Source organism: Micrococcus sp. Mcc28, from assembly GCF_024519775.1.
Taxonomy (GTDB): Bacteria; Actinomycetota; Actinomycetes; order Actinomycetales; family Micrococcaceae; genus Micrococcus; species Micrococcus luteus.
This window is the reverse complement of the sequence record NZ_JALJRH010000014.1, coordinates 1-13368: the sequence shown is the minus strand read 5'-3', so window position 1 is coordinate 13368 and position 13368 is coordinate 1. Positions and strand designations below refer to the sequence as shown.

General features: G+C 72.1%; 9 protein-coding genes, 1 tRNA gene and 2 pseudogenes. 7 read left to right on the top strand and 5 right to left on the bottom strand.

Features of this window, described 5'->3' with window-relative positions:
* Positions 1–112: 112 nt before the first annotated feature.
* Positions 113–1408 carry a tRNA dihydrouridine synthase DusB gene (gene dusB, locus NR073_RS08505; RefSeq protein WP_230956166.1) on the top strand — a complete coding sequence of 432 codons (1296 nt, stop codon included), beginning with the start codon at positions 113–115 and terminating at the stop codon, positions 1406–1408.
* Positions 1401–2807, top strand: coding sequence for a deoxyguanosinetriphosphate triphosphohydrolase (locus tag NR073_RS08500; RefSeq protein ID WP_081097679.1), 1407 nt, complete (start codon positions 1401–1403; stop codon positions 2805–2807). The genes dusB and NR073_RS08500 overlap by 8 nt, the downstream gene beginning before the upstream one ends.
* On the opposite strand, the gene NR073_RS08495 is transcribed toward NR073_RS08500, so the two are convergent.
* Together NR073_RS08495 and NR073_RS08490 are read right to left on the bottom strand one after the other, a co-directional pair.
* On the bottom strand, positions 2734–3636 hold the full coding sequence (locus tag NR073_RS08495) for an NAD-dependent deacylase (protein WP_060973407.1): 903 nt from the start codon (positions 3634–3636) through the stop codon (positions 2734–2736). The genes NR073_RS08500 and NR073_RS08495 overlap by 74 nt on opposite strands.
* A gap of 113 nt (positions 3637–3749) precedes the next feature.
* A complete protein-coding gene (locus tag NR073_RS08490; RefSeq protein ID WP_256748739.1) occupies positions 3750–5333 on the bottom strand; it encodes an anthranilate synthase component I family protein in 1584 nt (527 codons plus the stop codon).
* 32 nt (positions 5334–5365) lie between these two features.
* Between NR073_RS08490 and NR073_RS08485 the strand changes: the two genes are divergently transcribed.
* The 3 genes from NR073_RS08485 to dnaG all read left to right on the top strand — a co-directional run bounded on the left by NR073_RS08485 (position 5366) and on the right by dnaG (position 8481).
* Entirely contained in the window at positions 5366–6232 is an 867-nt protein-coding gene (locus NR073_RS08485; protein WP_060974137.1) for an arsenic resistance protein, read from the top strand.
* A gap of 62 nt (positions 6233–6294) precedes the next feature.
* Positions 6295–6540, top strand: coding sequence for a hypothetical protein (locus NR073_RS08480; RefSeq protein WP_060974141.1), 246 nt, complete (start codon positions 6295–6297; stop codon positions 6538–6540).
* A gap of 30 nt (positions 6541–6570) precedes the next feature.
* On the top strand, positions 6571–8481 hold the full coding sequence (gene dnaG / locus NR073_RS08475) for a DNA primase (protein WP_060974138.1): 1911 nt from the start codon (positions 6571–6573) through the stop codon (positions 8479–8481).
* Between the two features lie 81 nt (positions 8482–8562).
* On the opposite strand, the gene NR073_RS08470 is transcribed toward dnaG, so the two are convergent.
* The gene (locus NR073_RS08470) at positions 8563–9228 is read right to left on the bottom strand and encodes a PepSY domain-containing protein (protein ID WP_060974139.1); all 666 of its coding nucleotides are present in this window, start codon (positions 9226–9228) and stop codon (positions 8563–8565) included.
* 203 nt (positions 9229–9431) lie between these two features.
* Between NR073_RS08470 and NR073_RS08465 the strand changes: the two genes are divergently transcribed.
* Positions 9432–9503 (top strand) — tRNA-Asn (locus NR073_RS08465).
* A 119-nt stretch (positions 9504–9622) separates the two neighbouring features.
* Positions 9623–10443 (top strand): annotated as a pseudogene (locus NR073_RS08460) (transposase).
* Between the two features lie 115 nt (positions 10444–10558).
* Here NR073_RS08460 and NR073_RS08455 read toward each other — a convergent pair.
* Both NR073_RS08455 and NR073_RS08450 read right to left on the bottom strand, forming a co-directional pair.
* Complete coding sequence (locus NR073_RS08455; protein ID WP_081097732.1) at positions 10559–12667, bottom strand: acyltransferase family protein; 2109 nt, start codon at positions 12665–12667, stop codon at positions 10559–10561.
* A gap of 253 nt (positions 12668–12920) precedes the next feature.
* Positions 12921–13124: pseudogene (locus NR073_RS08450) on the bottom strand (integrase core domain-containing protein); the annotation flags it as partial.
* Positions 13125–13368 lie beyond the last annotated feature (244 nt).

Sequence of the window (13368 nt, the reverse complement as noted above, 5' to 3'; positions counted from 1 at the left end):
GGAGGATGGTCTGCCCGTCCCGGCGGGGTGCCTCGGTGATCGCCTCCCAGCGGGCCTCGTCGTGGGGCACGGTGACGCGGGTGCCGGGCGGAATGGAAGAATGGGGTCCGACATGACTTCTTCCCACACCCTCCCCGCCGCGGCGGTGACCGACGCCGACGACGTCGCGCACTACGCCAAGTCCGCCGGCGCGGGTCGGCGCATCGCCGACGACGATCAGCTCCACGAGGCCCGCCACCCCGCCCCGACGACGGACCGCCTGGCCCTGCCCCCGCTGCGGCTGGGGCCGCTGACCATCGACGTCCCCGTGGTGCTCGCCCCGATGGCCGGCATCACCAACACGGCGTTCCGCCGCCTGTGCCGCGAGTACGGTGGCGGCCTCTACGTCAACGAGATGGTCACGGCCCGCGCGCTGGTCGAGCGGAAGCCCGAGTCGATGCGGATCATCCAGCACGACCCGGACGAGGTGCCCCGCTCCGTGCAGCTCTACTCCGTGGACCCGGTCACCACGGGTGCCGCCGTGCGCATGCTGGTCGAGGAGGACCGCTGCGACCACATCGACATGAACTTCGGCTGCCCCGTGCCCAAGGTGACCCGGCGCGGCGGCGGCTCCGCCCTGCCGTGGAAGGCGGAGCTGTTCGCCTCCATCGTCAAGGCGGCCGTGACCGAGGCGGCCAAGAAGGACATCCCGGTGACCGTGAAGATGCGCCGCGGCATCGACGAGGACCACCTGACCTTCCTCGACGCCGGCCGCACGGCCCGCGACCTCGGCGTCGCCGCCGTCGCCCTCCACGGCCGCACCACCCGCCAGTTCTACTCGGGCACCGCCGTGTGGGACGACATCGCCCGGCTGCGCGAGGCCCTGCCGGACATCCCCGTGCTCGGCAACGGCGACATCTGGTCCGCGGAGGACGCCATCGCGATGGTCGAGCAGACCGGCGTGGACGGCGTCGTGATCGGCCGCGGCTGCCAGGGAAGGCCCTGGCTGTTCGGGGACCTGCAGGCCGCGTTCGAGGGCCGCCAGGACCGGTTCCAGCCGACCCTGGGCATGGTCGCGGACACGCTGTACCGCCACGCCGAGCTGCTCGTGGACACCTTCGGCGGCGACGAGACGAAGGCGCTGCGGGACATCCGCAAGCACGTGGCCTGGTACTTCAAGGGCTACCCCGTGGGCTCGGAGATCCGCACCGCGCTGTCCACCGTCCCGGACCTGGCCACGCTGGGCGAGATCCTCGCCCGCGTGGACCGGGGCCAGCCCTACCCGGGCGAGGCCGCCGAGGGCCCGCGCGGCCGGGCCGGCGCCCCCAAGCGCCCGCACCTGCCGGACGGCTGGCTCGACTCCCGCGAGCTCAATGCCGAGCAGCAGGCCATGATCCAGGCCGCCGAGCTGGACGTCTCCGGTGGCTGAGCCCACGACGCCGGAGCCCGCCGCCGGAACGCCCGCCGCGCCGTCGTCGCCCTGGACCGGCGCCGCCCACCAGCCGGTGCTGTTCGGCCCGGAAGGCCGGCCCCCGTATGCCGGCCGCGCCGTGCAGACCCCCGGCTACACGCCGTGGGACCGGGAGCGGTGGCTGCCCGAGCCGCCCAAGTCCTCGTACCGCTCGGACTTCGAGCGGGATCGTGCCCGCGTGCTGCACTCCGCGGGCCTGCGCCGGCTGGGGGCCAAGACCCAGGTGGTCGCCCCGGACGCGGACGACTTCGCCCGCACCCGCCTGACGCACTCGCTCGAGGTGGCGCAGGTGGGGCGTGAGCTCGGCCGGTCGCTGGGCTGCGACCCCGACCTCGTGGACACCGCCTGCCTGTCCCACGACCTCGGCCACCCGCCCTTCGGGCACAACGGGGAGAAGGCGCTCGACGCGCTCAGCGAGGACGTCGGCGGCTTCGAGGGCAACGCCCAGACCCTGCGCCTGCTGGCCCGCCTCGAGCAGAAGAAGCTCTTCGCGGACGGCTCCTCCGCGGGCCTGAACCTCACGCGCGCCGCCCTCGACGCCGCATGCAAGTACCCGTGGACCCGTGAGGACGCCCCGCTGCGCCCCGACGGCACGCGCTCGCGCAAGTTCGGCGTCTACGAGGACGACCTGCCCGTGTTCCGCTGGTTCCGCGCCGGGGTGCCCGGCACGCGCACGTCCATGGAGGCCCAGGTCATGGACCTCGCGGACGACATCTCCTACTCCGTGCACGACGTCGAGGACGGCGTGGTCAACGCCGTGTTCCAGCTCAAGTGGCTGGCCATCCCGGAGCACCGGGAGCGCGTCGTGGAGACCACCCGCCAGTGGTACCTGCCGCACACGGACCCGGCCGAGGTCGACGCGGCCCTGGCCCGCCTCGAGGCCACCGACGTGTGGGTCTCCGAGATGGACGGCTCCCGGCGGGCGCTGGCGGCGATGAAGGACATGACGAGCCAGCTGATCGGCCGGTTCTGCAGCGCCGCCTTCGACGCCACGCGTCAGGTGTTCGGCAACGAGCCGCTCACCCGCCACGGCGCCGACGTCGTGGTGCCCGAGGAGACGGAGACCGAGATCGCCGTGATGAAGGGCATCGCGGCGGCCTACGTGATGACCGCCGAGCAGCGCCAGCCGCTCTACGCGCGGCAGCGCGAGGTGCTCGCGGAGCTCGTGACGCTGCTCGACGCGACGGGGGACCGGTACCTCGAGCCGATGTTCGCGTTCGACTGGGCGCAGGCCCCCGACGACGCAGCCCGGCGGCGCGTGGTGATCGACCAGATCGCCTCGCTCACCGATTCGACCGCCGTCGAGTGGCATCACACCCTGGTGCAGGGCGCGGAGTTCCGGCGCGTCTGGCTCTGACCGGCGGGTCCAGCAGCGCGGGAAGCACCGCGCCGGCGGGACCCCGCAGGACGTGCGTGACCGCGCCGCTCAGCTCGGTCTCCACCGGATTCACCTCGACGACGGCGGCCCCGGCCCCCAGCGCCACGAACGGCAGGGACGCCGCCGGCTGGACGATGCCCGAGGTGCCGACGACGACGCACAGGTCGCAGTCCTCGAGCGCGGCGAACGCCCGGTCCCAGGGCTCGGCCGGCAGCATCTCCCCGAACCACACGATCCCCGGGCGGATCAGCCCGTCCCCGCACACGGTGCAGGCCGGCGGTGCCTCGCGGAGCATCGCCTCGAGGTCGGCCTCGGAGCCGGCCGTCGCCTCGTCCGCGGGCGCGCCCGGGTCGACGTCGGCGGGGGCCCAGCATTCGGCGCAGCGGTGCTCGAACAGGGAGCCGTGCAGGTGTGCGAGGACCCGGGCGCCGGCGCGCTCGTGCAGGTCGTCCACGTTCTGGGTGACCACCTCCAGACCGGGTGTGCGGCGCTGCCAGGCGGCGACGGCGTCGTGCCCCGGGTTGGGTCGGCGGGCTCGCACCATCCGGGCACGCCACCGGTACCAGGACCACACAAGCGCGGGATCGGCGAGGAACGCCTCCTCCGTGGCGAGCTCCTCCGCGGAGAATCGCTCCCACAGGCCGGTCCGGGCGTCGCGGAACGTGGGGATGCCGGACTCGGCGCTCATCCCCGCCCCGGAGAGCACCACGGGACGCTCGGCGGCGGCCACGAGCGCGCGGACGGCGTCCAGCGCGTCAGGGTCGAGGTCGGGGGCGGAGGCGGCGAGGACGGGGTGCGGATCGGCCATGTCCCCAGCCTAGGCAGGCCGCACGGGTGGTCGCCTCCCCTTGTTCGGGGGCGGTTTGCGGCGTTATTCCGTCGGAATACCGCCGAATATCGCCCCCGAACCACAGGGTGGGGTCAGGCGATGTCGGGCGCCGTCGTCGGCAGGCCCGTGCCGGCGGCGCGGGCGAGGGCCCGGCGCAGGCCGCGGGCCTTGAGGAGGACCTCGTCGTGCTCGGCGGCCGGGTCAGAGTCCGCGACGATCGCCCCGCCGGCCCCCACGGACCAGCGGCCCCCGGCGAGCACGGCCGTGCGGATCACGACGGACAACGACGTCGTCCCGTCCGCGCTCAGCATCCCCAGCGCCCCGGAGTAGACCCCGCGCGGGGAGGCCTCCCACGCGGCCAGCAGCTCGACGCTGCGGCGCTTCGGCGCGCCCGTCATCGACCCGCCGGGGAACAGCGACCGCACCACGTCCACGGGCTCGACGCCGGCCCGTGCCGTGCCCGTGACCGTGGAGACGAGCTGGTGGACGCTCGCGTAGCTCTCCACCGCCATGAGGGAGGGCACCTGCACGGAGCCGGGCTCGCACACCCGGGAGAGGTCGTTGCGCAGCAGGTCCACGATCATGAGGTTCTCGGCGCGCGTCTTGGGGTCGGCGGCGAGCGCGCGGGCGGCCTCGGCGTCCCCGGCCGGGTCCGGCAGGCGGGCGGCCGTGCCCTTGATCGGCTTGGTGCTGTACCGGCCCTCGCGCCCGGCGAGGAACCGCTCCGGTGAGGCAGAGACCACGGCCCACCGGCGGGCGCCCGTGCCGTGCTCCAGCAGCGCCGCGTACGGGGCCGGCTGGTGCGCGGCGAGCTCGTGGAACAGGACCAGCGGGTTCACGCGCAGCCCGGGATCGGCGTCGAAGCGGGTGGTCAGGCACAGCTCGTAGGAGTCGCCGGCATGCAGCGCGGCGCGGCAACGGGCGATCTGCTCGGCGTACGCCGCCCGGTCCTCGCGCCACGTGCCCGGCGCCTCCTCATCGGCCCGCGGCCCCGGGCCGGCGTCCCGCGGCGGGGGCACGACGACGTCGCCCGCCGCCGTCTCGAGAGCGCGGCGGGCCGCGGCGAGGGCGCGGCGCACGTCCGCCGCCCAGCGGTCGGCCCCGGCCTCCGCGGTGGTCGGATCGAGGGAGACGGCGCAGCAGTGCAGCACCCCGGCCGCGTGGTCGGCCACGACGTAGCGGGACGGGCGCACCCAGAACTGCGCGGGCAGGGGCGCGGGGTCCTCGGGTCGGCGTGAGGGCGGGGACACCCCCAAATCCGCCATGCCAAGTTCGTAGCCGAGCCAGCCGACCAGGCCGCCGCGCAGGGGCAGGCCCTCGCCGCCGACCACCGACCGGGGCGCGGCCGCGGCCCCGAGGTCCGCCCACGCGCGGTCCGGATCGGCGGGGTCGTCGTGCCGGACCAGCCGCGGGCCAGGGGAGGGCACGCGACCCTGCTCCTCGCCGAGCACGTCCAGCCCGTCGCCCGCCACGGACCAGCGCGCCTCGGCCGGGTCCGGCAGAGCGGAGTCCAGCCAGAACGACGCGGCCCCGCGCACGACGGCGTGCGCATAGACCGCGGCCACGGCGGTCGCCGCCGTGTGCCCGGCCGCCGCGAGCGCCGCGGCGTCGAGCGTGCGCACGGCCACGTGCAACGGGGTGGCAGCGGCCTCGGACGGTGCGGGGGCGGTGGGCATGGCCCCCAGCGTAGGGGTCAGCCCCCGCCGGGATCGCCGCGGGCGCCGTCGTCGGGTGGGCCGTGCCCGGGGCCGACGCGTGGGCGGTGCTCGTCGAGCCGGTCCTCGCGCTGCTCCTGCTGGCGACGTTCCTGGCGGTGCCGTTCGCCGCGCTGGGCGCGGGGCTGCGGGACGGCAGGTTCCTCGGGGCACTGCTGGTCCTGAACTTCGTGGTGGTGCCGGCGGTGGTGTTCGGGCTGAGCCGGTTCGTGGCCCACGACGACGCGCTGCTCGTGGGCGTGCTCCTCGTGCTGCTGGCCCCGTGCGTGGACTACGTCATCGCGTTCACCGCACTCGCGGGCGGGGCGGCGGTGGCCGCGGTCGACGTCGGGCCCTTCGTCCGTGCTCTGGTCATGCTGATTCTGGTGCCGCTCGCGCTCGCGGCGCTGCTCCAGTGGGGTGCGGTGCGCGGCCGCGGTGGGGTGCGGGACACGGCGGCCGGGGTGGTGCGCGGGTTCACGGTGGCGATGGTCCCGCTCATGGTCGTCACGCTGTTCACGGTGGTCGCCTCGCAGATCCGCGGGGTGGGGGAACGGCTGCCCGCGCTGGCCGCCGTCGTGCCCCTGTTCGTGGCGTTCGCCGTCGTGATGGTGGCCCTCGGTGTGGTGGCTGCGCGGTGGGCGCGCCTCGATGTGCCCGCAGGACGAGCGCTCGTGTCCTCGGGCGCGACGCGGAACTCCCTGGTCGTGCTGCCGCTGGCGTTGGCCCTGCCGGCGAGCCTGGACCCGGCCCCGCTCGTGGTGGTGACGCAGACGCTCGTGGAGCTCGGGGCGATGGTGAGCCTCGTCCGCCTGGTGCCCCGGCTGCTGCCGCTGCACGGGCAGTCCGCGGGGGCGGGCGCGGGTCGAACCGTGACCTGACCGCCCAGAATGTTGCCTTACCGTGACCGGAATCACGGTCCCGGGTGGCTATGGTGGGCGACATGAGCCTCTCGTTCGTGTCCTCGGCGCGCCGCCGTCACGGCGGCCTGGCGTCGGCCGCGCTGTTCCATCCGCTGGTCGAGGCGGCCACCGGCGCACTGCCCGTCATCGACCCCGCCACCGGGCGCCCCGCGTCCGAGGGAGTGGACGCGGCGCGGACCGAAGCGTCCCGCGCGGCAGGGACCGGTCCTGCACAGGCCGCAGCGGAGACCGAGCCATCCACGCAGGGCGGTTCCGCTCGGGGCTGACCGCCCCGCCCCGTCCCTAGAATGGTCCGCATGGCTGGACTGATCGTGCGCAAGGACATCGACCTCGTCCGCGAGCGCACGGACCTGAAGGCCGTGGTGGAGGAGTTCGTCACCCTGCGCTCGGCGGGCGTGGGCTCGTTCAAGGGGCTGTGCCCGTTCCACGACGAGCGGACGCCGTCGTTCCACGTGCGCCCCGGCGTGGGCACCTATCACTGCTTCGGATGCGGCGCGCACGGGGACGTCATCAGCTTCCTCATGGAACTTGAACACACCACGTTCATGGAGACCGTGGAGCGACTGGCGTCCCGGGTGGGGGTGGAGCTGCACTACGAGGACGGCGGCACCGGCCCGGACAAGGCGGAGACGGGGCGCCGTCGTCGCCTGTTCGAGGCGAACAAGGTGGCGGACGAGTTCTTCCGTCGGGCCCTCGGCTCGCCCGAGGCCCAGGCCGCCCGCGACTTCCTCACCCAGCGCGGGTTCACGCAGGAGCACGCGGTGCAGTTCGGCCTCGGGTACGCCCCGCAGGGGTGGTCGCATCTGCTGGACCACCTCCGGCAGCGCGGCTTCCGGGACGAGGAGCTGCGCGCCTCCGGGCTGGTGTCCGAGGGACAGCGCGGCCTGTACGACCGGTTCCGCGGCCGCCTGCTCTGGCCCATCCGGGACATGACCGGCGCGACCATCGGCTTCGGCGCCCGCAAGCTCTACGACGACGATCCCGGCCCCAAGTACCTGAACACCCCCGAGACGCCGCTCTACAAGAAGTCCCAGGTGCTCTACGGCATCGACCTGGCCAAGCGCACGATCGCCAAGGAACGCCAGCTGGTGCTCGTCGAGGGCTACACGGACGTGATGGCGGCCCACCTGGCCGGCGTCGGCACGGCCGTGGCCACGTGCGGCACCGCGTTCGGCGCGGACCACATCAAGGTGGCCCGCCGCCTGATCTCCGACGACGGCACGGGCGGCGAGGTGATCTTCACCTTCGACGGCGACGAGGCCGGGCAGAAGGCCGCCCTCAAGGCGTTCGACGAGGACCACCGGTTCCTCGCCAAGACGTTCGTGGCCGTGGAGCCCAGCGGCATGGACCCGTGCGACCTGCGCATGCAGAAGGGCGACGAGGCCGTGCGCGCGCTCATCGCCTCGCGGCGGCCGCTCTTCGAATTCGCGATCCGGGCGGGGCTGAAGGACTACGACCTGAACACCGTGGAGGGCCGCGCCGGCGCCCTGCGCCACGCGGCGCCGATCGTGGCGGGGATCAAGGACGCCGTCCTGCGCCCGGGCTACGAGCGGGAGTTGGCCGGCTGGCTCGGCCTGGGCCCGAACGCCGTGCACCGGGCCGTGGCCGCGGCCGGGCGCGCACCGCGGCGGGGGCCCGAGCCCGAGGCACGGCCGACCCCGGCGAGCGACGGGCAGGCGGTCGGGCCCACGGGCCGCCACGGGGAGGCTGCCGCCCCGGCGCCGCGGATCGTGGTGCCGGTGGACCCGCGTGACCCCGTCGCCCGCCGGGAGCGGGAGTCCCTCGAGGTGGTGCTGCAGCACCCCACCCTGCTCTCCGCGGAGCAGTGGACCGCGCTGTACGCCGCCCGCTTCACGGTCCCGCAGTACGCCGCCGTCCACCAGGGCGTGAAGGTGGCCGGGTCGGCGGGGGCGACACCGCAGCGCTGGGTGGACGCCGTGCGGGACGCCGTGCCCCAGGAGGTGGCCGGCGTCGTCTCCGAGCTGGCCGTCCGCGACCTGCCCGCCCGCACTCCCGAGGATGTGGACCGGTACTGCCGGGACATCATGAACCGCCTGTTCGCCCTGCAGATCGTGCACCGCAAGGAGGAGCTGCTCGGGCGCCTGCAGCGGCTCGGCCCCGAGGGCGACCCCGCCGAGTTCACCCGCCTCAACAGCGAGCTCATGGAACTGGAGGCGCGCCGCCGGGCCCTCCGAGCCGACGACTGACCCCCACCCGTTTTCGTTCGGGAAACGGCGGCTCCAGGCGCGTTTTCGTTCGGGAAACGGCGGCCCGTCGGCCGCGCGGCGTCAGCGCTCGTCGACCGTGAGCACCTCGCCGGACGTGGCGTCGATCTCGACCTCGGGGCCGTCGGAGCCGTCCTCGCGATCGAACCGGACCTCCCACTGGAGGGTGCCGTTGTCGTCCTCCAGGTCCATCTCGTCCAGGGTCACCCCGTCACGGCCCTCCCGGGCGGTGTCGAGGGCCTGCTGGGCGGTGACCTCGGCCTCCTTCGCCTTCTGGACGTCCTCGGGATCCGACTCGCGATCGGTCTCGGTGATGTCGCCGTCGGCGGTGACGTCCAGCTCCTTGGCCCCCTCGCCCACCACGACGTCGACCTCCCAGGTCGTGTCATCGTCGTTGGCATCCACCGCGACGATGATGCCGTCGGCGTACTTCTCCAGGACCGCGTCGATCACCGCGTAGGCGGGCTCGTCGGCCTGGCCGGTGGCCGAGCCGCTGCCGGCCGCGGCGGCCGTCGACGAGGCCGAAGCGGAGGAGGCTGATGACGACGCCGAGCCCGACGCGTCGTCCGTGGTGGGGGTGCTCGCCACCGCCGAGGAGGCGTCGACCCCCGGCGAGGCGGAGCCGTCGTCGCCGTTGTCGGAGGTGGTGCCGCAGGCCGCGAGGGCGAGGGCGGCGAGCATGCCCGTGCCGGTCAGGGCGGTCTTGCGTGTGAGGGTCGTGATGGTCATGGACACGTCTCTCCTTCGGGTCCGTTCCTGATGGTTTTGGGGTGTCCGCGCACCGTAGGCCCGCCGGAACCGTGCCTGGCAAGGGCCCGGTCCCCGGGCGTGGGTAGGACGACGACGGCGCCCCGCGGCCGGGTGGCGCGCAGGCAGGGGCTCTGGTAGAGTTCCATCCGTTGTCCGAACGGCTCCGGCGGTTCGCGGCACATTCCCCCGTAGCTCAACGGCAGAGCATTCGACTGTTAATCGAAGGGTTGTTGGTTCGAATCCAACCGGGGGAGCCGAGCAGAGGCCCCTGCACCGACCAGATCGGTGCGGGGGCTTCTTCGTGCCTGGAGGACGACGGAGCCTCGAATGTGTCTGGCAATGAATCCAGGGGCCAGCTGACGCCCTGGATCGCATCTCTCGTATCCAGGCGCTCTCCGACGCCCATGGGGAGCCGCCGACCACTTCGATGCACCCGGCCTGGCCCGGCCCGGCCCGGGCCAGCCGGCAGGGCCGGCCGTTCGCCGATGTCCGGGCGATGATCGAGGCGACCATCTACCCGCATCGGCACGAGATTCCGTAGCGGGATATGCCCGAGGTCTACGGGCCCTGGCAGACCGCGCTGACCTGGTGCTGGCGGATGGCAGCTGCGGGCACCTGGCATGAGGTGCTAGCAACATTGGCGGCCGCCAGCGACGCCCAGGGCCTCATCGATGGATCGGTCCGGACTGGACTCCGCGATCGCCCACGCTCATCAGCACGCCACGGACATTGCCCGCCATGCAGGGGATGGATCGAACTACGGGAATCTGCGGGATGAACCTGCCGGTCGCGGTATCGGACGCTCACGTGGCAGGTTGAGCACGAAGATCCATCAGCTCGACGCGGGGGCAGGAATGCCATTGGCCAGCTTGATCGCCTGAGCCAGGCAGGGGATTGACCGATGCCGACTCCACTGCTTGGGCAGCCGCGGCGGTCATCCCCGTGTGAGCTGACCATCAGGGCCACCGCAGGCGTCGTGGCTGCAGCAGCGGGTGCCCCGTCGGCTTCGACGCAGTCGCCTGTAGGGGCCGCAATGTCATCGAACGTCAGTATGCGCCCCTGCAGCAGTCGCGCGGACGGGTGGCCAGGTATGACGAGTGCACGATCATCTACCGGCCCGCCGAGCGCCTGACCACTGGGGTCACATGGTTGAAGCTGGTGTCAGACACGCCCTGGGCGCGCCCGGCGCCGTAGTTCTGCTCCGCATGCTGCCCACCTCTTCGAGGCCGATAGAGGAGCGGGAACGGACTGAGGGTGTCATCAACACCCGCACCATTCCCATCCCTTGATCAGCGCGCTCGAGAGAGCCTCAGCGTCCTAGACGCATGCCGTCATGCTCCAGGGCCGCCAGCGCACGCTCGATGAAGACGGGAGCAAGAGTCTCTACATACGTTGGGGTGAGGTGGTTGTCGTCCCAGTACACATGGACGTTGCCCACCGTGGGCTGGCACTGACGGCCCGGGCAGATCATGTCGTTCAGCTGCACCTGCGCGATGCGGGGATGAGCATCGGCCAGTCCGGTCAGGGGGCTGGTGTTCGGATCGAGCACGGTATGCGTCCAGCGGCATGTCGCCGCATCGATCCCGTGTGTCCTTCCGCAGGTTGTGGGTGATCCGGCCGCGAACCGGGGGTTGTCCCGGAGTGCGAGGACATGGGCACCCGTCCCCGCAATCTCCTCCATCCGCCCGACCATCCCCGGGGTGAGCATCTCCTCGTCCTCATAGGTGCTGCGTGTGCCCTGCATGAAGACGACGTCCGGGCGTACATGCTCCACGACCAGGTTGAGGTCCGCGAGGAAGTCCGGGCACTTCGGGGAGTCGTCCACCTGCTCCTCCATCGGCGCTACCAGGCAGCTGCCCCGCGTATAGCTGACGACCTCCAGCCGTCTTTCCTCACCGAGGCGCCGGAGAGCGGGGGACCACTGCATCACGTGGCTGTTGCCGGCCATCAGCACGACGCCGGCCGGATCTGCTTGTGGGACGAGGACATGGCACGACTCGGCTCCGACCTCGGTCAACTGTGCTTCCAGGGCGGGGTCGCACTCCTCGGGGTACTCGGGGAAGGGGTACCGTCCCTCCACCACGGGCAGAACGGGGGCACCGGGGTCTCCAGCTGGCTCGTAGTCGGGGCGCAGGACGGCGGCGCCCGGGTTGTTCCGGTCGGCCGCCTCGAGGACTCGTGCGGACTCCGCTGCCTCGGCGCCGCGCCACAGGGTCACCGGCGCCACAACGAGAGCGGCGCAGGTCCCCAGTACGACGGCGGACCGCCAGGCGGCCGTCTGGGGCCAGCCCCACGCTCGTAGCGGACGCTCCACGCGCACCGAGAGGAGGAGGGCCGCGCCGAGGGAGACGACGACGAGAACGACGCCTGCGGCCGCGCCGGGTTTCTGTGACCCCGTGAGGACGGAATAGGTGATGAGCAGCGGCCAGTGAATGAGGTAGAGAGCGTAGGCGGAGTCACCCAAGCGGGTGAGCGGGCGGGAAGCCAGTACCCGGTCCACACCGAAATGGGAGCCGCTGGTGCCCGCGACGATCACAGCAGTGGCCGACATCAGCGGCCACAGCGCGATCCAGCCGGGGAAGGCGCCCTGGACGTCCACCACGACGCCGACGGCGATCATGCTCGCGAGCCCTGCCCAGCCGAGGAACACCCGTGTGCGCCGTCCCAGGTGAATGAATGGAAGGACGAGCGCCAGGAGGGAACCGAGGGCGAACTCCCATAGGCGAGCCCGAGTGTCGAAGTACGTGAACGCCTGGTTCTGGGAGGTCTGGGTCACCGACCACAGCAGGGACACGACGAACACCGAGGCGAACGCAGTCGTGAGGACGGCTCGGGGCCGCGCCCCGGTGCGGCGGGCCACCAGGGCTGAGACAAGGAAGAGGAGCGGCCACAGGATGAACACCTGCCCCTGGACCGACAGCGACCAGAAATGCTGGAAGGGGGACAGCGAGGTGTTGTCGGCGGCGTAGTAGTCGACGGCATTGAACGCCAGGGCCCAGTTTTCCACGTAGAGGGCCGACGCCAGCGCCTCCGTCCGCCACGAAGCACGGTCGGCCAGCGGATACACCGTGGCAACGGCAACCAAGGTAAGCAAGATCGTCAGCACCGCCATGGGCATGAGGCGCGTGAAGACGTGAAGCCAGTAGCGCCCCACCGCGAGGGGCCTTCCAGCCTCCATCTTGCGGGTGAAGGAGCCTGTCAGGAAGAAAGCCGAGATGAACAGGAAGATGTCGACGCCGCCCGACACCCTGTCCGTGAAGATGTGGAACACCACCACCAGAAGGACGGCTACCGCGCGCAAACCCTGGATCTCCGGTCGCCAGTCCGCCTGCCTTCGGGCCACCACAGGAGTCGAATCGGGCCCATCAGCCGCGTGTCGGGGGCGGTAGCCGCGGGGATAGACGGACGGATTGGTCATGGTGGCCTCAGCAGTGTCAGAGGGATGGGAAGGCAAACGGCAACATCATGCCTGAGGGTGATTCTTTCGAACGGGAAGCTGACCAGCGGATTAAGGCTCGTGGCCCAGCCCTCACGTCGCACAACGGCGCCCGCACCCTCGCGCGGTAGGGCGCGGGCGCCGTCGTGGAGGTGAAAGGGAACGCCTCAGGCGCAGGCGTCGTCGGCCTCCCCGGACTACTGCTCACTGAAGCGCCCTGGGTTCCGTTCCGAGGTCAGGATGCAACGGGCGCTGAATCCTGATCGTGAGTGTAAGCCGCCTCAACCTCTGCGGGAGTGTGATAGCCAAGGGCCTCATGCAGGCGGGTGGTGTTCCACCAGTGCACCCACCCCATGGTGGCCAGCTCGACCGCCTCGGTCGACTCCCACACCCGCTTGGCGTGGATGAGCTCGGCCTTGTAGAGCCCGTTCACGGTCTCCTTGAAGCGTCCCGGGTTTCGTGCCGCTCCTATGTGGGTGTGAGCCGCCCCCTTCATTCGGTCCGGACGTTCTGTGAGTCGTCGGTTTCCATTTGATGGGTGCACTGCCGAGCGTACTCGGCTGGGGTTAGGTAGCCGAGCGAGGAGTGAGCCGCCCCCTTCATTCGGTCCGGACGTTCTGTGAGTCGCCGGTTTCCATTTGATGGGTGCACTGCCGAGCGTACTCGGCTGGGGTTAGGTAGCC